Raw genomic sequence first — 21,720 nt, 5'->3', positions numbered from 1 at the left:
GACGCCGTACAGTAGTGGCCTGAATGCCACGCTCCCGGAGGTTCTGGCCATGCCGCACCGCGTCGCCGTCATCGCGCCCTCGCCCGTCTCGATGTTCAACCTCGCGATCCCCGAGATGCTGTTCGGCAAGGTGGAGCTGGACGGCGGGCCCGGCTACGAGGTGATCGTCTGCACCGCCGACCCCGGCCCGGTCCCCACCACCGGCGGTCTCGACCTGTACGTGCGCCATGGGCTCGACGCCCTGCGAGAGGCCGACACCGTGGTCGTGGCGGGGACCGGGGCGCCCTTCGAGCCCGAGCCGCGGATCGTGGCAGCCGTCCGGGAAGCCGCCGACGCCGGCAAGCGCATCGCCTCCATCTGCACCGGCGCCTTCCAGCTCGCCGAGGCGGGCCTGCTCCACGGCCGCCGGGCCACGACGTACTGGGCGCACGCCGACGAACTGCGCAAGCGGTATCCGCAGGTCCGGCTCCAGGGCGACGTCCTGTACGTCCAGGACGGGCCGTACGTCACCTCCTCCGGCTACGCCGCCGGCATCGACCTGTGCCTGCACATCATCCGCACCGACTACGGCGCCGCCGTGGCCAACGAGGTCGCCCGCCTCGCCCTCGTCGCACCCGTACGCCCCGGCGGCCAGACCCAGTTCACCCACACCCCGCTGCCGCCCGAGCGTGGCACCGCCTGCGCCGACACCCGGGGCTGGGCCATGCGCAACCTCGACAAGCCGCTCACCCTCACCGACCTGGCCCGGCACGCCGGGGTCTCCGTGCGCACCCTCACCCGCCGCTTCCACGCCGAGAGCGGGGTCAGCCCGCTGCAGTGGCTGCTCCACCAGCGCATCGAGCGGGCCAGGGAACTCCTGGAGACGACCACGCTGTCGATGGACCAGGTGGCCGCCGCGTGCGGACTCGGCACCGCCGACTCCCTGCGCGCCCACCTCGTCCGTCGCACCGGCCTCACCCCGAGCGCCTACCGGGCCCAGTTCAGCCGCCTCGGAACCGGGACCGACGCCGTCACGTCCTCCGTTGCATGATCAGTGAACGAGTCGACGGCGCGCTGGTGATCCGCACCGCCCTGTCCGCCGAGGCCGAGGTCATCGCCGATCTGCACGGCCGGGCCCGCTCGACGTACTACCCGGAAGGCGTCCCTCCGGCCGGCGTCGACTGGACCGAGGCCTGGCGCGGCTCCATCGAACGCCCCGACGGCCATGTCCTCTGCGCCGTCGAGCAGGGCCGGATCGTCGGCATCGCCTCCTTCCGCACCCCGGACGGCGCAGCCGCCGACACGGTCAAGCTCTTCCAGTTCCACGTCGACCCCGGCCACTGGCGCTCCGGCATCGGTACGGCCCTGCACACGGCGTGCGTGGAGGAATGGCGGGCCGACGGCAGGCGGACGGCCGTGCTCGACGTGCACGTGGACAACCGGCGCGCCCAGGCGTTCTACGCCCGCCAGGGCTGGGGCCCGGACCCCGCGAAGCCGCCCGCGCAGGGCGACCACCACCGCTGTCTGCGTTTCTCCGTGCCCAGGGAATGAACGCGTCGGCGCCCGGGGAATGAACGCGGCTGTTTGAACGTTCACGTACTGCCGGCGGGGGAGTGTCCGCACCGTACGACCTGGAGAGAGCCGAAGAATGCGCGTCGAGATCTGGAGCGACATCGCCTGCCCCTGGTGCTACGTGGGCAAGGCCCGCTTCGAGAAGGCGCTGGCAGCCTTCCCGCACCGCGACGGCGTCGAGGTGGTGCACCGCTCCTTCGAGCTGGACCCGGACCGTGCCAAGGGCGACGTCCAGCCGGTGATCACCATGCTCACCAGGAAGTACGGCATGAGCGAGGCGCAGGCCGAGGCCGGCGAGGACAACCTGGGCGCCCAGGCCGCCGCCGAGGGCCTGGACTACCGCACCCGGGGCCGCGACCACGGCAACACCTTCGACATGCACCGCCTGCTGCACTTCGCCAAGGAGCAGGGCCGGCAGGACGAGCTGATCCAGCTCCTGTACCGGGCGAACTTCGCCGAGGAGCGGTCCGTCTTCACCGAGGGCGACGAGCGGCTCGTCGAACTGGCCGTGGCGGCCGGGCTCGACGCCGAGGCCGCCCGCGCGGTGCTCGCCGACCCGTCCCGCCATGCCGACGAGGTCCGCGCCGACGAGCGCGAGGCCGCCCAGCTCGGCGCGACCGGTGTGCCGTTCTTCGTCCTCGACCGCAAGTACGGCGTCTCCGGCGCCCAGCCCGCCGAGGTCTTCACCCGGGCACTGAACCAGGCCTGGGGCGAGCGCTCTCCGCTGACGCTGGTCGACCAGGGCGACGCCGAGGCCTGTGGCCCGGACGGGTGCGCCGTTCCTCAGCGCTGAGAAACCGCTGGTCGAGGCGGACATATAAGCGTCACTAAGCGGATCCACGCAAAAATCCGCAATGGACTACGACTTCATCGGACCGCAGAGTGGACCCATGGACACCACGGAGACGTTCGACAGCCTCGTCCGCGCCGAGTTCCGCCCGAAGAGCACCTACCTCAACACCGCCAGCAACGGCCTGCTCCCCGCCCGCACCGTCACCGCCCTGCACGAGGCGGCGGTGCTGCGGGCCGAGGGCCGGCCGCTGCTCCCGCTCTACGAGGACGTGGAGGCCTGCCGCGCCGCATACGCCCGGCTCGCCGGCGTGCCGGCCACCCGGGTCGCCGCGGGCGCCTCCGTCGCCGCGCACAGCGGGGTGATCGCCGCCTCGCTGCCCGCGGGCGCGGAAGTCCTCACCGCCGAGGACGACTTCACCTCCGTACTGAACCCCTTCCACGTCCGCGGCGACCTCGAGGTCCGCACGGTGCCACTGGAGCGGATCGCCGAGTCCGTCCGCCCCGGCACCGCGCTCGTCGCCGTCAGCGCCGTGCAGTCCGCCGACGGCCGGGTCGCCGACCTGCCCGCCCTGCGCGAGGCCGCCCGCGAGCACGGTGCGCGCACCTACGTCGACTTCTCCCAGTCCGCGGGCTGGCTCCCGATGGACGCGGACGCCCACGACTTCACCGCCGCGGTCTCCTTCAAGTGGCTGCTGGGCCCGCACGGGGTGGCCTTCCTGACCGTGCCCGAGGACTTCGGCGGCCTGACGCCGGTGCTCGCGGGCTGGGTCGCGGGCGAGGCGCCGTGGGACAGCTGCTACGGCCCGGTCGCCGAACTCGCCCACTCGGCCCGGCGGTTCGACCTCACCCACGCCTTGTTCACCTACGCCGGCCTGCGCCGCTCCCTGGAACTGATCGAGGAAGCCGGGTTGTCCGCCCTGCACGAGCACGCCGTGTCCCTCGCCGACCGGTTCCGCGCGGGAGTCTCGGAGCTCGGCCACGACCCGGTTCCCGCTCCCGGCTCGGCGATCGTCTCGGTGCCGGGACTCGGCTCCCGGCAGCCGGAGCTGAGCGAGGCGGGCATCGAGGTCTCCAACCGCGCGGGCAACCTGCGCGCGGCCTTCCACCTCTACAACACGGCGACCGACGTGGACCGTCTGCTGGACGTGCTGTCCGGCTGACCCGTCAGTCCCGCTCCGCGTTCCGCTCGCACAGGTTGGCCTCGACCCGGCCGAGCAGCGTCAGCAGCAGCTCGCGCTCGGCCGGGGCCAGCCCGGCGAGGGTCCGCTCCTCCAGTACGCCCCACACCCGCTCCACCTCGGTCAGCAGCCGGGTGCCGGAGTCCGTCGCCTCCACCAGCACCGCGCGCCGGTCCGCCGGGTCCGGCAGTCGCCGCACGTGCCCGGCCTGCTCCAGCCGCTGGAGCATCTTGGTCACCGTGGACGGGTCCAGGCCGAGCATCCGGATCAGGTCCGACTGCCGGGCCGGTCCGCTCTCCCACAGGGACATCATCACCAGCTCCTGGCCCGGATAGAGCCCGAGCTCGCGCAGCAGCGCCCCGGCGGCGGTGCGGTGCAGCCGCGCCACCCGGCTCAGCGCATGACTGACCGGGCCGCCCTGGGCGGCGGCGGGCAGCGCGCAGCCGTGCCCGGCCGCGTCCGCTGCCGCGGGTTCCCTGGTGGCGTCCATCGCTGCTCCGCACTTCTCCGACTGCCTGCCGACCTTGGTCGCAGCCTACTCACGGGAATTTACTTGGCCGGCCAATGATTGCAGTACAGTGAACCCGGCCACATCGCTTGGCCGACCAGCAAACGGACCTGTGGGAGCCCCCATGACCACCGCCTTCGACCCGATCGACCTGCCCGGCCTCCGGCTGGCCAACCGCATCGCCATGGCCCCGATGACCCGCAGCCGCGCCGCGGCGGGCGGCCTGCCCACCGCCCTCACCGCCGAGTACTACACCCAGCGCGCCTCCGCGGGCCTGATCGTCACCGAGGGCATCCAGCCGTCGGCGGTGGGCCAGGGTTACCCCGACACCCCGGGGCTGCACACGCCCGAGCAGATCGCCGCCTGGCGAGCCGTCACCGACGCCGTGCACGCCGCCGGGGGCCGGATCTTCGCCCAGCTCATGCACACCGGCCGGATCGGCCACCCCGACCTGCTGCCCGAGGGCCTGGTCAATGTCGCCCCCTCGGCGGTGGCGGCCGACGGCCAGGTCTACACCCACGAGGGCCCGAAGGACTTCGTCACGCCCCGCGAACTGACGGACGAGGAGATCCGGGCCACGATCGCCGACTACGCGGACGCCGCCCGGGGAGCCATCGAGGCCGGCTTCGACGGCGTCGAACTCCACGGCGCCAACGGCTACTTGATCCACCAGTTCCTGGCGCCCGGCAGCAACCGGCGCACCGACCGGTGGGGCGGGTCGGTGGAGGGCCGCATCCGGTTCGCCGTGGCGGCCGTCGAGGCCGTCGCCGAGGCCATCGGTGCCGAGCGCACCGCCCTGCGCCTGTCGCCGGGCAACCCGTTCAACGACATCGAGGAACCGGAGCCGGAGCCGGCGTACCTCGCGCTGGCCGACGCCCTGGACCCGCTGGGCCTGGCCTATCTGCACGTGATGGAAGCGGTGCCGGGCACCCGGGAGACGACGGCGGCCCTGCGCAAGCGGTTCAGCGGGGTGTTCGTGCTCAACCCGGCCACCGAGGGACCGACCGGCCCGGACGCACTGTCCCTGATCGAGGACGGCACGGCCGATGTGATCGCCTACGGCCAGCTGTTCCTCGCCAACCCCGACCTGCCGGCCCGCCTGAGGACGGGCGGACCGTTCAACCCGGCGAACCCGGCGACCTTCTACGGCGGCGGCGCCGAGGGATACACCGACTATCCCGCTCTGTGACACACGCCAGGGGCCTCCACCGACGGTGGAGGCCCCTGTGGCATGAAGGGGTTCACCGGACGGGGGTGAAGTCCCTCGCCCCGATGAACTCGGGCCGGCGCACCGGTGCCGCGAAGGGCTCCACCGCCGCGTTCTCGACGCTGTTGAACACGATGAACACGTTGCTGCGCGGGAACGGCGTGATGTTGTCGCCCGAGCCGTGCATGCAGTTGCAGTCGAACCAGGTCGCCGAGCCGGCCTTGCCGGTGAACAGCCGGATGCCGTGCTCGCCCGCCAGCGCGGTCAGCGCCTCGTCCGACGGTGTGCCCGCGTCCTGCATCTGCAGCGACTTCTTGTAGTTGTCCTCGGGCGTCGCGCCGGCGCAGCCCAGGAACGTTCTGTGCGAGCCCGGCATGATCATCAGGCCGCCGTTGGTGTCGTGGTTCTCGGTCAGGGCGATCGAGACGGACACCGTGCGCATGTTCGGCAGGCCGTCCTCGGCGTGCCAGGTCTCGAAGTCCGAGTGCCAGTAGAAGCCGCTCGCGCCGAAGCCCGGCTTGACGTTGATCCGGGACTGGTGGACGTACACGTCCGAGCCGAGGATCTGCCGGGCCCGGCCGACCACGCGCGGATCGCGCACCAGGTTCGCGAACACCTCGCTGATCCGGTGCACCTCGAAGACCGAGCGGATCTCCTTGGACTTCGGCTCGACGATGGAACGCCCGTCCGCGCGGATCGCCGGATCGGTGACCAGCCGGTCCAGCTCGCGCCGGTACACCTCGACCTCGTCCGGGGTGATCAGCTGGTCGATGGCGAGGAAGCCGTCACGCTCGTACGCCTGCAGGTCGGCCGCGGCGATCGGGCCCGGCGTGTCCGGGGAACCCCAGACGACCGGGTCCTGGCGCGGGACGGTCACCTCGGTGGTGCCGCGGGTCGGGTAGAGATCGGAGACGCTGGCATTGGTCATGGGTTCTCACACCTCCTCGGGCTCGGTGAGCAGCGGGTAGACGCCGTTCTCGTCGTGGTCCTCCCGTCCGGTCACGGGCGGGTTGAACACGCAGATGCAGTGGAAGTCCTCCTTGACGCGCAGCGTGTGCCGCTCGTGCCCGTTCAGGAGGTACATGGTGCCGGGCGTGATGGTGTAGGTCCGTCCGGTCTCGCGGTCGGTCAGTTCGGCCTCGCCCTGGGTGCAGACGACGGCCTCGATGTGGTTGGCGTACCACATGTGCGTCTCGGTGCCGGCGTACAGGATGGTCTCGTGCACGGAGAAGCCGACCCGCTCCTTGGCGAGGACGATCCGCTTGCTCTCCCAGGTACCGGACTTCGCCTTGACGTGCCGGTCGGTGCCTTCGATGTCCTTGAACGATCGGACGATCACGGTGTGTTCTCTCTCCGGTTGGTCAGAGGTCGGTCAGACGGTTTCGCGGACGGCGCGGGCGAGGGCGCTCAGGCCCTCGTCCAGTTCGTCGGGGGTGACGGTGAGGGCGGGCAACAGCTTGACGACCTCGCCCTCCGGACCGGACGTCTCGATGAGCAGCCCGAGTTCGAAGGCCCGCCGCGCGATCCGCGACGCCCGGCCCTTGTCGTGGAACTCCATGCCCCACACCAGGCCGCGCCCGCGGTACTCCTTCACGTCGGCGAGGTTCTCCTCGGTGATGCCGATCAGCGCCTGCTCGACCTGCTCACCGCGGGCGCGGGTCTGCTTCTCCATGGCCGAGCCGTCGGTCCAGTACGTCTCCAGCGCCGCGGTGGCGGTGACGAAAGCGGGGTTGTTGCCGCGGAAGGTGCCGTTGTGCTCACCCGGCTCCCAGACGTCCAGTTCCGGCTTGAACAGGCACAGCGACATCGGCAGCCCGTAGCCGCTGATCGACTTGGACACGGTGACGATGTCGGGCACGATCCCCGACTCCTCGAACGAGAAGAAGGCGCCGGTGCGGCCGCAGCCCATCTGGATGTCGTCGACGATCAGCAGCATGTCCTGCCGCTCGCACAGCGCCTTCAGCGCGCGCAGCCACTCGGGCCGGGCGACGTTGATGCCGCCCTCGCCCTGCACGGTCTCCACGATCACGGCGGCGGGCCTGTTGAGTCCGGAGCCCTGGTCCTCCAGCAGCCGCTCGAACCACAGGAAGTCCGGGACGGTGCCGTCGAAGTAGTTGTCGAACGGCATCGGCGTGCCGTGCACCAGCGGGATCCCGGCGCCCGCCCGCTTGAAGGCGTTGCCGGTCACGGCGAGCGAGCCCAGCGACATCCCGTGGAAGGCGTTGGTGAACGACACGATCGCCTCGCGCCCCTTCACCTTCCGGGCCAGCTTCAGGGCCGACTCCACGGCGTTGGTGCCGGTCGGCCCCGGGAACATCACCTTGTACGGCAGGTCACGCGGGCGCAGCACCAGGTCCTGGAAGGTCTGCAGGAAGGACCGCTTGGCCGTGGTCGACATGTCCAGACCGTGGGTCACGCCGTCCCTGGACAGATAGTCGATCAACGCCCGTTTGAGTACGGGGTTGTTGTGGCCGTAGTTGAGTGAGCCGGCACCGGCGAAGAAGTCGAGGTACGCATGACCGTCCTCGTCGAACATCCGGCTGCCCTGCGCGCGGTCGAAGACCGTGGGCCAGCCGCGGCAGTAGCTGCGCACCTCGGACTCGAGGGTCTCGAAGACGCTGAGGTCGGGCTGGGTGATGGTCACGGTGAATCGCTCCTCAATGGGCGGAGTGGGGGGTGACGTCGGTCAACGGGCCGATGCGGTACAGGACTTCGGGCTCGTGCGGACCGTCCGGGAACAGCTCGGCGGGAAACAGCACCGCACGCTCCAGGCGCGCCCCGTGCCGGGCGGCGAACGAGGTGAACAGCCGCTCGGAGGCGGTGTTGCCGGGGGTGATGGTCGTCTCGACGTCGGTGATGCCGCGCTCGGCGGCGAGGCGTCCGGTCAGCCCGTCCAGCAGCGCGGCGGCGATGCCGAGACCCCGGTGGGCGGAGTCGACGGCGACCTGCCAGACGAGCAGGGTGCGGGGGCGCTCCGGCCGCACATAGCCGGTGACGAAACCGACCGGCTCCCCGTCCGCACCGCGCGCCACCGCCGAGGTGCCGGCGAAGTCCCGGCACCACAGCAGATAGCTGTACGAAGAGTTCAGGTCGAGTGTTTTCGAGTCCTTGGCGATACGCCAGAGCGCGGCTCCGTCGGTCACCGCCGGCTGGTCGATGAGTAGGTCTGCGGGTGCGGCAGTCATGCGGCACGAATTTAGCGAGGTGAATTAGGAAATGCACGGGCGCCTTCACCGTGGCTCGCAGCGAGCTTAGGGAAATGTCTGGATTGCCCTATGTCAAATCCGGACAAATCTCCCTGGCTGTGGAGTGTGTCACAGCCAGGAAAACGTCAGGAGTCCGCCAGAAACTCGCTGGGAAACTGCCCCGTTTAGCCTTGTGAAAAGCGGGCAGAAGAAGACGGGAAGCTATCGTCCGGAGAATTAGCGGGAATTGTGAAAGGTAATTGAATTCATGCGCCGGTGGTTCCGTCGATTCGTTCACGCAGAATGTCGGCGTGTCCGTTGTGCAGGGCGTACTCCTCGATGAGGTGGATCAGCGCCCAGCGCACGACTTCGGCGAGGTGCTGCACGAGCCCCAGCAGGGTCAGCGACGACGGCTCCGCCGAGGCGAGCCGCACCTGTCCGTCTTCCAGCCCCCGGCACCTCGGCTCAGGCGTCCCCCGGTGAAAGTCCAGTCGGCTCTCCGGCATGGGGCGCTCGGGCCCCGTCGGGGGTTCGGGATGTCTGTGGCGTGGTCATGCGCGGAGGATGAGACGGGCCACTGGCAACCGGCCGGGACCCTGTCGTCAAACTCCCGCCCGCCCCGCGACGCCCGCCCTCAGTGCGGACGGCGGGAGTTCGGCGACAGGGCTAGCGCCGATCGGCGAGCGCCGCACCGATCGCCGACAGACACCTCTCCACGGTCTCCGGCGTGGCATCCGCCCCGTAGTGGTTGACCCGGATCATCTCCTTGGCCAGCGCGCCCCCGCCCGCGGCCAGCGGCAGCCCGGGGTCACTCGCCAGCGCCCGAGCCACCAGTTCGGAGGCGATGACGTCCGCCGGCACCCGGAGGGTCGTGGCAACCGGCGCCGCGTCCTTCTCCTCGGGCACGAACGGCTCGAGGCCCACGCCCAGGGCGACCGCGCCCGTCCGCGTGGCCAGCGCCGCACTCCGGTGCCGGGCCATCACCGCATCGAGCCCCACCGACTCGATCCGCTCCAGGCACGCCTCCAACGCCAGCATCTCCAACTGCGCCGGAGCGTGCGGCAGCACCGCGCGGCCGGCGTCGGTCCAGCGCTCCTTCCAGTCCAGCAGGGACAGGTAGGAACGGCGCGGGGCGTCAGGGTTGGCCGCCATCCGGGCCCAGGCCCGCTCGCTCACCGAGATCGCCGACACGCCCGCCGGGCCGCCCATCGCCTTCTGCGCCCCGATCACGCACAGGTCCACGCCCCACGCGTCCGGCAGCACCGGCTCCGCGCCCACGGAGGCCACCGCGTCCAGGTAGAAGAGCGCGCCGTGCTCCCGTACCACCTCGCCGATCTCCGCGACCGGGTTGGTGTTGCCCGTCGCCGCCTCCGCGTGCACCAGCGACACGAAGTCGATCTCCGGGTGCCCGGCGAACGCCTCCCGGATCTGCGCCGCCGTCACCGCGGTGTGGAAGGGGACGGAGATGTCGTACACGGTCGCGCCGGAGTCGCGCAGCCAGTTGCCGAAGGTCTGGCCGTACGGTCCCGTGATCACGTTCAGGGCCACCGTGCCCGGACCGGCCGCCGCGCGGATCGCGCCCTCCAGCGGCAACAGGGCCTCGCCCTGGGTGATCAGCACGTCCTGCCGGGTGTCCAGCAGCCGGGCGACCCCGTCCTCGACGGCGGCGAAGCGCTCGGCACTCAGCGGGGGCAGATCGAGAAAGGGGTGGTTCACGGCGGTGCTCTTTCTTCGTTCGCGAAAGGTCGACTCCCTCGATCTTAGGTCCAGCTCCTGCCTGACCATGGGTTTGGTTTGAGAGACCCAAACTGTTCCTTATAATCGGAACCCACTGTTCCCCCACAGAGAAGATCCCCCCATGAAATCGCCTCTCGGACGCCGGACCCGCCTCCTGGCCGCCACCACCGCGACCGCCGGGCTCGTGCTCGTCGCGGCAGGCTGTTCCTCCAGCGGCTCGGGGAGCGGCAAGACCACCGTCGACGGGATCCACCTGGTCAAGGCCGGGCAGCTGACCACGTGCACCCACCTGCCGTACCCGCCGTTCCAGTCGGAGATCGACGGCAAGGTGCAGGGCTTCGACGTCTCCCTCATCGACCTCGTCGCCAAGAACCTCGGCGTCAAGCAGCAGATCCTCGACACCCCCTTCGAGAACTTCAAGACGGGCGCCTTCCTGAACTCCGGGCAGTGCGACCTGGCCGCCGCCGGCATGACGATCACGCCCGAGCGCAAGAAGAACGTCGACTTCTCCGACCCGTACTTCGAGGCCACCCAGGCCGTCCTCGTCGACAAGAGCAGCGGCATCACCTCGCTCGCCGACGTCAAGGCCAAGGGCAAGAAGCTCGGCGCCCAGGCGCAGACCACCGGCGAGGACTACGCCAGGGGCAAGGGCTTCGACCCGGTCTCCTTCGCCTCCTCCGACGCCGTCCTCAACGGCCTGCGCACCGGCCAGGTCCAGGCCGTCATCATCGACTACCCGGTGGTCCAGGGCTGGCTGAAGGACAAGGCCAACGCCGACAAGTTCAAGGTCGTCGACAACCTCAAGACCGGCGAGCAGTACGGCTTCACCGTCAAGAAGGGCAACAAGGCCCTCCTCGACGCCGTCAACAAGGCCCTGAAGGACGCAAAGGCCGACGGCACGTACAAGAAGATCTACGAGAAGTGGATCGGCCCGTACAACGCCTCCGTCGCCTCCCCGGCCGCGTCCGCCTCCTGATCCCATGGCCGACACGGACACACGCATTCAGCCGAGGAAGAGTGGACTGACACTCCGTCAGAAGCGTCGGCTCTCGCGCGGGGCGCAGTACGCCGTCTTCGTCGCCGCGGTGATCGCGTTCGCGGTCACCGCGGACTGGGGCCGGCTGCAGAACCAGTTCGCGCAGCCCGAGATCGCCAAGCAGCTGTTCCCGGAACTCATCACGGTGGCCCTGAAGAACACCGTGCTGTACACGCTGTCCGGGTTCGTCGTGGGCCTGGTCCTCGGCATGGTCATCGCCCTGATGCGCCTGTCGTCCGTGGGGCCGTACCGCTGGCTCGCCGGCGTCTACATCGAGATCTTCCGCGGCCTGCCCGCGCTGCTGATCTTCATCTTCGTCGGCACCGGCGTGCCCCTGGCCTTCCCGAGCGTCCAGTACCCGGGCGGCATCTACGGCAAGGTCGCCGTCGCGCTCGGACTGGTCTCCGCCGCCTACATGGCCGAGACGATCCGCGCGGGCATCCAGGCCGTGCCCAAGGGGCAGATGGAGGCGGCCCGTTCCCTCGGCTTCTCGCCCGCGCGGGCCATGGTCTCCATCGTCCTTCCGCAGGCCTTCCGGATCATCCTGCCGCCGCTGACCAACGAACTCGTCCTGCTCTTCAAGGACTCCTCGCTGGTGCTGTTCCTCGGCGTCACCCTGGAGCAGCGCGAACTGTCCAAGTTCGGCAACGACCTGGCCAGCACGACCGCCAACTCCACCCCGATCCTGGTGGCGGGCCTGTGCTACCTGCTGATCACGGTCCCGCTCAGCCTCGTCGTGCGCCGTATGGAGTCCAAGGCACAGAGGGAGATCCGGTGACCCGCCCCGAGATCCGCGTCCAGGACCTGCACAAGTCCTTCGGCGACAACCACGTGCTGCGCGGCATCGACCTGGAGATCAACCAGGGCGAGGTCGTCTGCGTCATCGGCCCCTCCGGCTCCGGCAAGTCGACGCTGCTGCGCTGTGTGAACCTGCTGGAGGAGCCCAGCGAGGGCCGGGTGTTCGTCGGCGGCACCGAGCTGACCGACCCGGACGTCGACATCGACGCCGTGCGCCGCCGGATCGGCATGGTCTTCCAGCAGTTCAACCTCTTCCCGCACCTGAGCGTCACCGAGAACCTCACGCTGCCCCAGCGCAGGGTTCTCAAGCGGGACAGGGCGACGGCCGAGAAGACCGCCGCCGAGAACCTCGCCCGCGTCGGCCTGTCCGAGAAGGCGGACGCCTACCCGTCCTCCCTCTCCGGCGGCCAGCAGCAGCGCGTGGCCATCGCCCGCGCGCTCGCCATGGGCCCCGAGGTGATGCTCTTCGACGAGCCGACCTCCGCGCTCGACCCCGAGCTGGTCGGCGACGTCCTCGCCGTCATGCGCAGGCTCGCGCAGGAGGGCATGACGATGATGGTCGTCACCCACGAGATGACCTTCGCCCGTGAGGTCGCCGACCGGGTCGTCTTCATGGACGGCGGAGTGATCGTCGAGGACGGCACCCCCGGCCAGGTCATCGGCGACCCGCAGCACGAGCGCACCCGCCACTTCCTCTCCCGCGTCCTCGACCCGGCCATGGCCGAGGTGGAGGAGGAGACCTCGGACCAGGTGGGGAAGCCCGGGCAGTAGCTCACTAAGGTGCAGTACATGAGCGATGGCGCGGTGCTGCACGTGAAGGGGCGGATCCTCGTGGGACCCGAGGACGTCCGCGACGAGCTGTGGGTGGTCGGGGGAAGGGTGACGTACGACCGCCCCGCCGTCGCCCGGGACGTCACCACCGTCCAGGGCTGGGCGCTGCCCGGCCTGGTCGACGCCCACTGCCACGTGGGCCTCGGCGCGGAGGGCCCCGTCGACTCCGCCACCGCCGAGAAGCAGGCGCTCACCGACCGGGAGGCGGGCACCCTGCTGATCAGGGACGCCGGCTCGCCCTCGGACACCCGGTGGGTGGACGACCGCGAGGACCTCCCGAAGATCATCCGGGCCGGCCGGCACATCGCCCGCACCCGCCGCTACATCCGCAACTTCGCCTGGGAGATCGAGCCCGACGACCTCGTCGCCCACGTCGCCCAGGAGGCCCGGCGCGGCGACGGCTGGGTCAAGCTGGTCGGCGACTGGATCGACCGCGATCTCGGCGACCTCTCCCCGTGCTGGCCGCGCGGGGCGGTGGAGGCGGCCATCGCCGAGGCCCACCGGCTCGGCGCCCGCGTCACCGCCCACTGCTTCGCCGAGAGCTCCCTGCGCGACCTGGTCGAGGCGGGCATCGACTGCATCGAGCACGCCACCGGCCTGACCGACGACCTCATCCCGCTCTTCGCCGAGCGCGGCGTCGCCATCGTCCCGACCCTCGTCAACATCGCCACCTTCCCGCGGCTCGCGGCCGGCGGTGACAGCAAGTTCCCGCGCTGGTCCGCGCACATGCGCCGGCTGCACGAACGCCGCTACGACACGGTGCGGGGCGCCTACGACGCCGGCATCCCGGTGTACGTCGGCACGGACGCCGGCGGCTCGCTGGCCCACGGCCTGGTGGCGGAGGAGGTCTCCGAGCTGGTCGCCGCCGGCATCCCCGCCGTGGCTGCCGTGTCGGCGACGAGCTGGGGCGCCCGCGCCTGGCTCGGCCGCCCCGGCCTCCAGGAGGGGGCGCCTGCCGACCTGGTGGTGTACGAGGACGACCCGAGGGCGGACGTTCGGGTGCTCGCGGCCCCGCGCCGGGTGGTGCTCAACGGGGCCGTCGTCGAATAGCCGCATGGCCGACAGGGGGAACGCCCGTGCCCGGTGATTCGAATCGGTGTGCGGAAAATCCACGTTTGAGTGAAGTAACCCTGGATCGGTGACCGTTCACCCACAGTGCGTACAAGGTTGACGGGTCCCAAGCATGTTCCCACTGGGGGTCCCACCGCCTTGAACAGCAACAACTTCCGTATGCCCGCACGCCGTCTCGCCACCGTGGCGACGGTCACCGCCCTCGCCGCCGGTCCCGCGGTCCTGGGCGCGGGCGCCGCGCACGCGACCACCGACCACGGTCGCGCCTCCGCCGTCGTCCTGCGCACCGGGCTCGACGTGTCCCTGCTCAACAAGACCGTGAACATCCCGCTCGCGGTCACCCTGAACGAGGTCCAGGCACCGCGGAGCGCCGACAGGACGGCGCTGTCCGCCCGGCTCGACGGCGTTGCCGGCGGCAAGCCGTTCGCGGTCCTCGGCGCCGACGTCGCCTCGGCGAAGGCCACGGTGACGGCGCGACGCGCCGAGGGCTCGGTCCGGCTCGTCGGCGCCCGGCTGCACGTCCCCGGCCTGCCCCTGCTCTCCCTGGTCGAGGTCGGCACGGTCACCGCCAGGGCGACCTGCGAGGCCGGAAAGGTGCCGGTCGCCTCAGCGAACGTCCTCGGCGCCGTGACGGTCCTCGGCAAGCGCGTCACGCTCACCGCCGGCGGCCCCACGGAGGTGAAGGTGCCCGGCGTCGGCGAGGTCCGCCTCGACCTGGCGCAGCGGTCCACCACGAGCCGCACCGCAGCCGCCACCGCCCTCCGACTCAAGGTCTCCGTCAATCCGTTGCGGCTCAATGTGGCCGACGTCGAGGGCACGGTCACCCTGGCGAAGGCGACCTGCGAGTCCCCGGGAAGCCCGCCCGCCGGGCACCCGGTGCAGAGCCACGACCCGGCCGCGGGTACCAAGTCCGAGGACACCCCGCCGAAGGCCGACCCGGCCTCCGACGTCAAGCCCCAGGGAGGTGCGGCGAAGTCCGACCTCGCGCAGACCGGCGGCAGCTCCGCGACCCCGTACATCGCGGGCGGCGCGCTGGTGCTCGTGCTGGTCGGCGGGGGAGCGGTGACGGTGGCCCGGCGCCGCAAGAACTGACGCCGCCTCCCGGCCGCTCCGGGTCCGGCCGTCGCGCCGGACAGGGAGCGGCCCTGCGGACCGCCGGAGCGCGGCCGCCCACGACGAGGAGACGGCGGAGTCCCTCGCCGGCCTCCGAAGTCCTGCGCGGGGCCGGCTCAGGGCGGTTCCGTGACAGCACCTCTCAGCCCGACCGAGTCGGCTGGTGGGCGGGCGAGGCGGGGTCCGGGGCGGAGCGTCGGCTACCGGAGCGCAGCGGACAGCGCCGACAGAAACCCGCCCACCGTGACCCGGTCCCGCACAGCCACCCGCACCCAATCCTCACCGAGCCCCGGAAACGTGTCTCCCCGCCGCACCGCATAACCGAGCTCTCGCAACCGGAGCCGTACGGCGGCGGCCTCCGGCATACGGATCAGCAGGAACGGCCCCTGCGCAGGTTCCACCACCCGCACACCGCGGGACGCGAAAGCCGCCAGCCCCGCCACCAGATGCGCCCGGTCCCCGGCGACGCGATGTGCGGCGTGCCCCGCCTCGGCCAGGGCCCGGGGCGCCACGCACGCCTCCGCCGCCGCGAGGGCCGGCGTCGAGACGGGCCACAACGGCTGGGCCCGCGCCAGCTCGTCGACGATCTCCGAAGGACCCAGCACGTACCCGATCCGCAGCCCGGCCAGCCCCCACGTCTTGGTCAGACTGCGCAGCACGACCAGCCCCGGCACATCCATCCGCCCGGCCAGCGACTCCCGCTCACCGGGCACCGCGTCCATGAACGCCTCGTCGACCACCAGCACCCGCCCGGGACGGGCGAGCCGGGTGATCGTCGCCGCCGGATGCAGCACGGACGTCGGATTGGTCGGGTTCCCGATCACCACCAGGTCGGCCTCCTCCGGCACCGCCGCCGGATCCAGCCGGAACCCGTCCTCCTCCCGCAGCAGCACCCGGTCCACGGTGTGCCCCGCGTCCCTGAGCGCCGCCTCCGGCTCGGTGAACTGCGGGTGCACCACCACCGGTCGCCGGATCTTCAGCGCCCGGGCGAGCAGCACGAACGCCTCCGCCGCGCCCGCCGTCAGCAGCACCCGCTCCACGGGCAGCCCGTGCCGCGCCGCCACCGCCGCCCGTGCTGCCCTCCCGTCCGGATAGGCCGCGAGGGACGACAGCGAGGCGGCGATCTCCTCCCGCAGCCAGGCCGGAGGCGTGTCCGCGCGGACGTTGACGGCGAGGTCGGTCAACGCCGCCCCGCCGTCCCGTACTTCGGCGTCCCCGTGATGCCGCAGGTCAGGTCCCGTGCCCTCAGTGCGCATGGCTGTGCGAGTGCCCGCCGTGGTGATGCCCGTGTCCATGGCCGTGGTGGCCGTCGTCGTCCGGGTGGAAGTGGGGCTGCTGCGGCAGCCCCACCTTGTCCTCGAAGCCGGGCAGCGCGATCCGGTACACGCACGAGTCGCAGTTCATGCGCAGATCACCCTTCACGGCCTCCTCGTACCGCTCCATCACCAGGTCCAGCAGCTCCGGCTCGGGACCGATGACATCGGCCGACCGCACCTCGGTCTCCGGGTGCGCGGCGGCCCACCCCTCCGTCTGCTGCCGCACCCGGTCCGGCAGGATTCCGGTGAACAGGAAGTACGGCAGGACGACGATCCTGCGCGCCCCCAGCGCCGCGCACCGGTCCAGGCCGCTCGGCACGTCCGGTGCCGCCAGCGACACGAACGCCGTCTCCACCCCGGCGTACCCACGGCCCTCCCACAGCAGCCGCGCCGCCTTGTGGACCTCGGCGTTGGCGTCGGGGTCCGTCGAACCACGGCCCACCAGCAGCACCGTCACATCGGCCCGGTCCTCGGGGCTCCGCCCGGAGGAACCCAGCGCCTCGTCCAGCCGCCGCTCAAGCACGCTCAGCAGCGCCGGATGGGGGCCGAGCGGGCGGCCGTAGGTGTACGAGATGCCCGGGTGCCGTTCCTTCTCGCGGGCCAGCGCGGCCGGGATGTCGCCCTTGGCGTGCCCGGCCGACACCAGCATCAGCGGCACGGCGGCGAACCGGCGTACGCCTCGCTCGACCAGCTCGGCGACGGCGTCGCCCAGCGGCGGCGGGGACAGTTCGATGAAGCCGCCCGCGACGGGCAGCTCGGGGTGGCGGCGCCCCAGCTCCCGGACGAAGTCGCGGAACGCCTCGGCTCCGGCGTCGTCACGGGTGCCGTGTCCGGCGATCAGCAGGGCGGGCGGGGTGGTCACGAGGTCTCCTCAGGTGAAACGGGGTGGTACAGCAGGGCGTTGAGCGCGGCGGCGGCGACCGCCGACCCGCCCTTCTCGGACACGTTGCTCACGGCGGGCAGCCCGCTCGCGCGCAACGCGGCCTTCGACTCGGCCGCACCGACGAAACCGACGGGCAGCCCGATGACGAGCGCGGGGGAGGCGTCCAGGGTGAGCAGTTCCTCCAGGGCGGTCGGCGCGCAGCCGACCACCCACAGGGCGCCGGGACCGACCTGCTCGTACGCGAGCCGGACGGCGTGGGCCGAACGGGTCAGGTCCGGCGTGGACGTGGCGTCCCGCAGCCGGCAGACGGTCTCCCGCCGGGTGATGCCGGCCGCGACCATCTCCACGTCCACGACGACCGGCGCCCCGGCGTGCAGCGCCGCGTGCGCCCTGACCAGGTCGTCCTCGGCCATGACGAGGTCGCTCGCGTACTCCGGGTCGGCGGCGGAGTGGATGACCCGCTCCACCACCGCCCGGGTCAGCGGCGGGAAGTGCGAGGTGTCCAGGCGGGCGCGCAGCCGCCGGAAGGACTCCTGCTCGATGGGGTGCACGATCCGGTTCACCGGTCGCCCTCCTGCGTGCTCTCCTGCCAGCGGTAGCCGCGCGGGGTCACCATGCGCCCGGCGACGATCCGGGTGGCGGTGTTGCCCACGGTCACGACCGTCATCATGTCGACCGTCGCCGGGTCCAGTTCGGCGAGTGTGGTCACCCGGCTCGACTCGTCCGGCCGGGAGGCGTTGCGCACGACACCGACCGGCGTGCCCGGCTCCCGGTGCCCGGCGAGGACGGCGAGCGCCTTGGGCAGCTGCCAGGCACGGCCCAGCGAGCGCGGGTTGTAGAAGGTCACCACGAGGTCCGCCTCGGCCGCCGCCCGCACCCGCCGCTCGATGACCTCCCACGGCGTGTGCAGGTCGGACAGGCTGATGGACACGTGGTCGTGGCCCAGCGGCGCGCCCAGGATCGTCCCGGCGGCCAGCGCGGCCGTCACCCCGGGCACCCCGACCACGTCGATGTCGTCCGAGGCCTCGGCGAGCGCCGGGGAGGCCATGGCGTACACGCCCGCGTCCCCGCTGCCGATCAGCGCCACCGCGTGCCCCGCGCGGGCCTCCGCGACCGCCGTGCGGGCCCGCTCCTCCTCGGCGCCGAGCCCCGACTCCAGCACCCGGGTGCCGGGCCGCAGCAGATCGCGGATCTGGTCCACGTACTGGTCGAGCCCGACCAGCACCGAGGCCCGGCGCAGCTCGGCCGCCGCGCGCGGGGTGAGCAGGTCACGGGCGCCGGGCCCCAGCCCGACCACCGCGAGCCGCCCGCGCCCGGGACGCCGTACGACCGCGCACGTCGCCATGGCCGGCCGCCCGTCGGCCCGCACGGACTTCCGCTTGGGCACGAGGAGTTCACCGCCCCGCAGCAGAGCGGCCGCCTCGGCGACCGACGGGGTGCCCACGGCATCGAGGGGAGCGTCGGACGGGTGGGGCACCTCGACCGACGCCAGCTCCTCGGCGGCGTACGTCACCAGCGGCACCCCCAGCCGCTCGGCGGCGCCCAGGATGCCGGGCTCCTGGGCCTTGGCGTCCACGGTGGCGAGTTCGGCCACGGACCTGGGCGAGAGCCCGGCCTCCCGCAGCGCCTCCTGGATCAGCCCGAGGACCTCCTCCACCGGCGCGCCCCTGGACGCGCCGACCCCGACCACCAGGGACGGGGGTCGCAGCAGCACCTCGCGCTCACCGGGCTCGACGTCCCGGTCGGTGAGCCGCACGGCGCACGTCCCCCGCGTGGAGGTGGGCAGCGGCGGCAGCGGCCACGGCACCTCCGCCTCCAACGCGACCGGCTCGCCGTCCAGCAGGGCCCGGGAGACCAGCGCGACCGAACCCTCGTACGGCAGCCCTAGGGTGTCCAGGGCCGCCAGGCCGACGGAGTCCGTAGCGGTCGTCACCACCGGCTCGGCTCCCAGCAACTCACCCACCGTACAGGCCAGTTCGTTGGCGCCGCCGCCGTGCCCGCCGACCAGCGACACCGCGAACCGGCCGCCCTCGTCGACGCACACCACACCCGGGTCGGCCGTCTTGTCGCCGAGCAGCGGCGCGAGCAGCCGTACGACCGCGCCCGTCGCCAGGAAGCACACCAGCTGCTCGCACTCGGCGAACGCGGTCCGTACCGCCTCCCCGACGGGACCCTCGTACACCCGCGTCCGGTCCGGCCAGGCCGCGGCCAGCCGGTCCCGCGCCGCGGCACCCGCCGCGGTGGCGGAAATCAGGCCGATCACTGGGTATCTCCTTCACTGGACGCGGGGGTTCTGACGCCCCAGAGCAGAAACACGGGATTGGTCGCCGCGAGCCGGGTCACGTCTCCCGGCAGCGGCGCCAGCCGCGAGGACTGCAGCAGCACTCCGTCGCAGGCGAACCCGGCGGCCGTGAGCGCCTCGCGCGTCGCCGGCACCCGGTCGAGGGCGGCCATGGCGACGACGACCGTCCGCCGGGCGCGGCGCGCGCACGCGCCGACGATCTCGGGCAGTTCCCGGCCGCCGCCGCCGACGAACACCGCGTCGGGATCGTCGGCCAGCCCGGACAGGGCCTCAGGCGCCGCACCGTGCACCACGCGCAGGTCCACGCCGTGGGCGTGCGCGTTGGCGCGGATCCGCCGCACCCCGTCCGCCGCCTTCTCCACGGCGACGACGGCCGCGCCGAGCCGCGCGCACTCCACCGCCACCGAGCCCGAGCCGGCGCCCACGTCCCAGACCAGGTCGCCGAGCCGGGGCCCGAGGCGGGCCAGGGCGAGCGCCCGCACCTCGAACTTGGTGATCATCGAGTCGCGGTGGGCGAACTCGCCCTCGTCCAGAGCCCATCCGACGGGCCCGGCCGGCGCTCCCGCGACCGTACGCACCCCGCCGACGGCGCGCGTCTCGTCGAGGCACAGCACCACGCTGACGTCCGTTCCCCAGTCCCGGGCGGCCGCCTCGGCGGGTGTGACCCGCTCCACACGCTCGTCCGCCGACCCGAGGGCACAGGCGACGACGAGCACCCGCCCACGGGACGCGTGCGCCGGCACGCCCTCCGACTCCGGGGAGCCGGGCACGGGCGCGGGCTGGGCCGGCGTGCCGCCCGGCACCAGCGGGTCGTGCAGCAGGGCCGCCGCCAGTTCCGCCGGCCCGGCGCCCGGCCCCGTCAGCACGGCCACCTTCGGCCGTGCCCGGCACACGTTGACCGCCGTACGGAGCTCCCGGCCGTGCGCGCTGACGACCACGGCGTCCTCCCACGGCAGCCCCACCCGCGCGAACGCGGCGGCGACGGACGAGACCCCGGGGCGCACGTCCAGCCGCCGCGACCCGAACCGCTCGGCCAGCACCCGCACGATCCCGAAGAACCCCGGGTCGCCGGAGGCCAGCACCAGCACCGGAAGCTCTTTGTCGACATACTCGGCGATCGTGTCCAGGGCGGGCGCCAGCGGCCCCAGCACGACCCGCTCGGCGCCCTCCGGCAGCCGAACGGCGTCCAGGTGCCGGCGTCCGCCGACGACGAGGGCGGGTCCGGCGAGGAGGTCCTCCGGGACCGGCGCCCCCGTCCCCGTACCGACGACGCTGATCAACTGCTCGCTCCCCGCTCGCGCAGGGCCCGCCGGGCCTCCGGGTCGGCCTTGCGGTACCCGTGGAAGTGCCCCGGGTGGTACAGGTGCGAGCGGGTGCCGTGCGCGTCCAGTGCCGGGCCGACCAGGAAGAGCGTGTGCTTCCAGAGCTTGTGCTCCTTGACCGTCTCCTCCAGCGTGCCGACCGTGCACTTCACGACCAGCTCCTCCGGCCAGGTCGCCTGATAAGCGATGACGACGGGGGTGTCCGTCGGATACCCGCCCTCCAGCAGCTCGCGCACCAGCTGTCCGCTGCGGGCGGCGGAGAGGAAGATCGCCATGGTCGTACCGTGCCGGGCGAACTCCCGCACCTCCTCGCCGGGCGGCATCGGCGTCTTGCCGCCGCCCAGCCGGGTCAGTACCACGGACTGCGCGACCTCGGGAATGGTCAGCTCGCGCCGTGCCAGAGCGGCGACGGCGGAGAAGGCGGAGACCCCGGGTACGACCTCGGTCTCGATCCCGATCTCCGCGCACCGGTCCAGCTGCTCCTGCGTGCCGCCCCACAGCGCCGGATCGCCGGAGTGGATCCGCGCCACCCGCAGGCCCCCGGCGCGGGCGCGCCGGTAGACGGCGACGACGTCCTCCAGGGACATGGTCGCCGAGTCCAGGATCTCCGCGCCCTCGCGGGCGTGCTCGAGGACCTCCTCCTGGACCAGGCTCGCCGCCCAGATCACCACGTCCGCCTCCGCGATCGCGCGCGCGGCGCGGAAGGTCAGCAGATCGGCGGCGCCGGGGCCGGCACCGACGAACGTCACCTTGCCGGTGGGGGCATCGGCCATGGGAAGGGTCCTCTCGTACGGAGACGTCGGAAACATCTGGAACGTCGAAAACGCAAGTCGGAATCGGTGAAATGTCAGGGTCTGGGGGAGTGTGCGCGGCGCTGGATGTGCGCGAAG

Annotated in this window: 23 protein-coding genes; 10 read left to right on the top strand and 13 right to left on the bottom strand. The window is 72.2% G+C overall.

Annotation, left to right across the window (positions count from 1 at the left end; all coding sequences use genetic code 11):
* The first annotated feature begins 49 nt into the window (after positions 1-49).
* The 4 genes from AB0L59_RS31010 (at position 50) to AB0L59_RS30995 (ending at position 3,503) form a co-directional block, all read left to right on the top strand.
* Positions 50-1,030, top strand: coding sequence for a helix-turn-helix domain-containing protein (locus AB0L59_RS31010; RefSeq protein ID WP_365589943.1), 981 nt, complete (start codon positions 50-52; stop codon positions 1,028-1,030).
* Positions 1,027-1,530 (top strand): GNAT family N-acetyltransferase, encoded by a 504-nt coding sequence (locus AB0L59_RS31005; protein WP_365589942.1) that lies wholly within the window; start codon positions 1,027-1,029, stop codon positions 1,528-1,530. Before AB0L59_RS31010 ends, AB0L59_RS31005 begins: the two co-directional genes overlap by 4 nt.
* 97 nt (positions 1,531-1,627) lie before the next feature.
* On the top strand, positions 1,628-2,344 hold the full coding sequence (locus tag AB0L59_RS31000; protein ID WP_365589941.1) for a DsbA family oxidoreductase: 717 nt from the start codon (positions 1,628-1,630) through the stop codon (positions 2,342-2,344).
* 97 nt (positions 2,345-2,441) lie between these two features.
* Complete coding sequence (locus AB0L59_RS30995) at positions 2,442-3,503, top strand: aminotransferase class V-fold PLP-dependent enzyme (protein ID WP_365589940.1); 1,062 nt, start codon at positions 2,442-2,444, stop codon at positions 3,501-3,503.
* 4 nt (positions 3,504-3,507) lie between these two features.
* On the opposite strand, the gene AB0L59_RS30990 is transcribed toward AB0L59_RS30995, so the two are convergent.
* Positions 3,508-4,011, bottom strand: coding sequence for a MarR family transcriptional regulator (locus tag AB0L59_RS30990; RefSeq protein WP_365589939.1), 504 nt, complete (start codon positions 4,009-4,011; stop codon positions 3,508-3,510).
* A 142-nt stretch (positions 4,012-4,153) separates the two neighbouring features.
* Between AB0L59_RS30990 and AB0L59_RS30985 the strand changes: the two genes are divergently transcribed.
* Positions 4,154-5,218 carry an alkene reductase gene (locus tag AB0L59_RS30985; RefSeq protein WP_365589938.1) on the top strand — a complete coding sequence of 355 codons (1,065 nt, stop codon included), beginning with the start codon at positions 4,154-4,156 and terminating at the stop codon, positions 5,216-5,218.
* A 52-nt stretch (positions 5,219-5,270) separates the two neighbouring features.
* Here the strand turns inward: AB0L59_RS30985 and thpD are convergent, their stop codons facing one another.
* From thpD to AB0L59_RS30955, 6 genes are all read right to left on the bottom strand, one after another.
* Positions 5,271-6,164 carry an ectoine hydroxylase gene (gene thpD, locus AB0L59_RS30980; RefSeq protein ID WP_365589937.1) on the bottom strand — a complete coding sequence of 298 codons (894 nt, stop codon included), beginning with the start codon at positions 6,162-6,164 and terminating at the stop codon, positions 5,271-5,273.
* A 6-nt stretch (positions 6,165-6,170) separates the two neighbouring features.
* On the bottom strand, positions 6,171-6,575 hold the full coding sequence (locus tag AB0L59_RS30975; protein ID WP_365589936.1) for an ectoine synthase: 405 nt from the start codon (positions 6,573-6,575) through the stop codon (positions 6,171-6,173).
* Between the two features lie 33 nt (positions 6,576-6,608).
* Complete coding sequence (gene ectB, locus AB0L59_RS30970; protein WP_365589935.1) at positions 6,609-7,880, bottom strand: diaminobutyrate--2-oxoglutarate transaminase; 1,272 nt, start codon at positions 7,878-7,880, stop codon at positions 6,609-6,611.
* A 13-nt stretch (positions 7,881-7,893) separates the two neighbouring features.
* Positions 7,894-8,421: a diaminobutyrate acetyltransferase gene (ectA, locus tag AB0L59_RS30965; RefSeq protein ID WP_365589934.1), complete on the bottom strand. Its 528-nt coding sequence runs from the start codon at positions 8,419-8,421 to the stop codon at positions 7,894-7,896.
* Between the two features lie 266 nt (positions 8,422-8,687).
* Positions 8,688-8,927, bottom strand: a complete 240-nt coding sequence (locus AB0L59_RS30960) for a DUF664 domain-containing protein (RefSeq protein WP_365589933.1) — start codon at positions 8,925-8,927, stop codon at positions 8,688-8,690.
* A 160-nt stretch (positions 8,928-9,087) separates the two neighbouring features.
* Positions 9,088-10,137 carry an aminotransferase class V-fold PLP-dependent enzyme gene (locus tag AB0L59_RS30955; protein WP_365589932.1) on the bottom strand — a complete coding sequence of 350 codons (1,050 nt, stop codon included), beginning with the start codon at positions 10,135-10,137 and terminating at the stop codon, positions 9,088-9,090.
* Positions 10,138-10,279: 142 nt separating this feature from the next.
* On the opposite strand from AB0L59_RS30955, the gene AB0L59_RS30950 reads away from it, so the two are divergent.
* The 5 genes from AB0L59_RS30950 (at position 10,280) to AB0L59_RS30930 (ending at position 14,986) form a co-directional block, all read left to right on the top strand.
* Positions 10,280-11,134: a transporter substrate-binding domain-containing protein gene (locus AB0L59_RS30950; RefSeq protein WP_365589931.1), complete on the top strand. Its 855-nt coding sequence runs from the start codon at positions 10,280-10,282 to the stop codon at positions 11,132-11,134.
* Positions 11,135-11,138: 4 nt separating this feature from the next.
* A complete protein-coding gene (locus AB0L59_RS30945) occupies positions 11,139-11,972 on the top strand; it encodes an amino acid ABC transporter permease (protein ID WP_365589930.1) in 834 nt (277 codons plus the stop codon).
* Positions 11,969-12,763 (top strand): amino acid ABC transporter ATP-binding protein, encoded by a 795-nt coding sequence (locus AB0L59_RS30940; protein WP_365589929.1) that lies wholly within the window; start codon positions 11,969-11,971, stop codon positions 12,761-12,763. Before AB0L59_RS30945 ends, AB0L59_RS30940 begins: the two co-directional genes overlap by 4 nt.
* 18 nt (positions 12,764-12,781) lie before the next feature.
* Complete coding sequence (locus AB0L59_RS30935; RefSeq protein WP_365589928.1) at positions 12,782-13,873, top strand: amidohydrolase family protein; 1,092 nt, start codon at positions 12,782-12,784, stop codon at positions 13,871-13,873.
* Positions 13,874-14,032: 159 nt separating this feature from the next.
* On the top strand, positions 14,033-14,986 hold the full coding sequence (locus AB0L59_RS30930) for an SCO1860 family LAETG-anchored protein (RefSeq protein ID WP_365589927.1): 954 nt from the start codon (positions 14,033-14,035) through the stop codon (positions 14,984-14,986).
* Between the two features lie 221 nt (positions 14,987-15,207).
* On the opposite strand, the gene cobC is transcribed toward AB0L59_RS30930, so the two are convergent.
* The 6 genes from cobC to cobM are packed head-to-tail and all read right to left on the bottom strand — an operon-like array spanning position 15,208 to position 21,603.
* Positions 15,208-16,263 (bottom strand): Rv2231c family pyridoxal phosphate-dependent protein CobC, encoded by a 1,056-nt coding sequence (cobC, locus tag AB0L59_RS30925; RefSeq protein ID WP_365589926.1) that lies wholly within the window; start codon positions 16,261-16,263, stop codon positions 15,208-15,210.
* Positions 16,253-17,185, bottom strand: coding sequence for a sirohydrochlorin chelatase (locus AB0L59_RS30920; RefSeq protein ID WP_365589925.1), 933 nt, complete (start codon positions 17,183-17,185; stop codon positions 16,253-16,255). The genes cobC and AB0L59_RS30920 overlap by 11 nt, the downstream gene beginning before the upstream one ends.
* Positions 17,182-17,769: a precorrin-8X methylmutase gene (locus tag AB0L59_RS30915; protein ID WP_365589924.1), complete on the bottom strand. Its 588-nt coding sequence runs from the start codon at positions 17,767-17,769 to the stop codon at positions 17,182-17,184. The genes AB0L59_RS30920 and AB0L59_RS30915 overlap by 4 nt, the downstream gene beginning before the upstream one ends.
* Positions 17,766-19,469 carry a precorrin-3B C(17)-methyltransferase gene (gene cobJ, locus AB0L59_RS30910; protein ID WP_365589923.1) on the bottom strand — a complete coding sequence of 568 codons (1,704 nt, stop codon included), beginning with the start codon at positions 19,467-19,469 and terminating at the stop codon, positions 17,766-17,768. Before cobJ ends, AB0L59_RS30915 begins: the two co-directional genes overlap by 4 nt.
* Positions 19,466-20,788, bottom strand: coding sequence for a precorrin-6y C5,15-methyltransferase (decarboxylating) subunit CbiE (cbiE, locus tag AB0L59_RS30905; protein WP_365589922.1), 1,323 nt, complete (start codon positions 20,786-20,788; stop codon positions 19,466-19,468). The genes cobJ and cbiE overlap by 4 nt, the downstream gene beginning before the upstream one ends.
* Positions 20,785-21,603: a precorrin-4 C(11)-methyltransferase gene (cobM, locus tag AB0L59_RS30900; protein ID WP_365589921.1), complete on the bottom strand. Its 819-nt coding sequence runs from the start codon at positions 21,601-21,603 to the stop codon at positions 20,785-20,787. The genes cbiE and cobM overlap by 4 nt, the downstream gene beginning before the upstream one ends.
* Positions 21,604-21,720 lie beyond the last annotated feature (117 nt).

Source organism: Streptomyces sp. NPDC052109 (assembly GCF_040680195.1).
GTDB lineage: Bacteria > Actinomycetota > Actinomycetes > Streptomycetales > Streptomycetaceae > Streptomyces.
Note: the sequence above shows the minus strand (reverse complement) of the source record. Positions and strands in the feature narration are given on the sequence as shown.

Excerpts from the sequence above, each read along its gene's own strand:
- AB0L59_RS30960 (WP_365589933.1), bottom strand. The coding sequence starts at position 8,927 with ATGCCGGAGAGCCGACTGGACTTTCACCGGGGGACGCCTGAGCCGAGG.
- AB0L59_RS31010 (WP_365589943.1), top strand. The coding sequence starts at position 50 with ATGCCGCACCGCGTCGCCGTCATCGCGCCCTCGCCCGTCTCGATGTTC.
- AB0L59_RS30950 (WP_365589931.1), top strand. The coding sequence starts at position 10,280 with ATGAAATCGCCTCTCGGACGCCGGACCCGCCTCCTGGCCGCCACCACC.
- AB0L59_RS30990 (WP_365589939.1), bottom strand. The coding sequence starts at position 4,011 with ATGGACGCCACCAGGGAACCCGCGGCAGCGGACGCGGCCGGGCACGGC.
- AB0L59_RS31005 (WP_365589942.1), top strand. The coding sequence starts at position 1,027 with ATGATCAGTGAACGAGTCGACGGCGCGCTGGTGATCCGCACCGCCCTG.
- AB0L59_RS30935 (WP_365589928.1), top strand. The coding sequence starts at position 12,782 with ATGAGCGATGGCGCGGTGCTGCACGTGAAGGGGCGGATCCTCGTGGGA.
- ectA (WP_365589934.1), bottom strand. The coding sequence starts at position 8,421 with ATGACTGCCGCACCCGCAGACCTACTCATCGACCAGCCGGCGGTGACC.
- thpD (WP_365589937.1), bottom strand. The coding sequence starts at position 6,164 with ATGACCAATGCCAGCGTCTCCGATCTCTACCCGACCCGCGGCACCACC.
- AB0L59_RS31000 (WP_365589941.1), top strand. The coding sequence starts at position 1,628 with ATGCGCGTCGAGATCTGGAGCGACATCGCCTGCCCCTGGTGCTACGTG.
- cobM (WP_365589921.1), bottom strand. The coding sequence starts at position 21,603 with ATGGCCGATGCCCCCACCGGCAAGGTGACGTTCGTCGGTGCCGGCCCC.
- AB0L59_RS30985 (WP_365589938.1), top strand. The coding sequence starts at position 4,154 with ATGACCACCGCCTTCGACCCGATCGACCTGCCCGGCCTCCGGCTGGCC.
- cobC (WP_365589926.1), bottom strand. The coding sequence starts at position 16,263 with ATGCGCACTGAGGGCACGGGACCTGACCTGCGGCATCACGGGGACGCC.
- AB0L59_RS30995 (WP_365589940.1), top strand. The coding sequence starts at position 2,442 with ATGGACACCACGGAGACGTTCGACAGCCTCGTCCGCGCCGAGTTCCGC.
- AB0L59_RS30945 (WP_365589930.1), top strand. The coding sequence starts at position 11,139 with ATGGCCGACACGGACACACGCATTCAGCCGAGGAAGAGTGGACTGACA.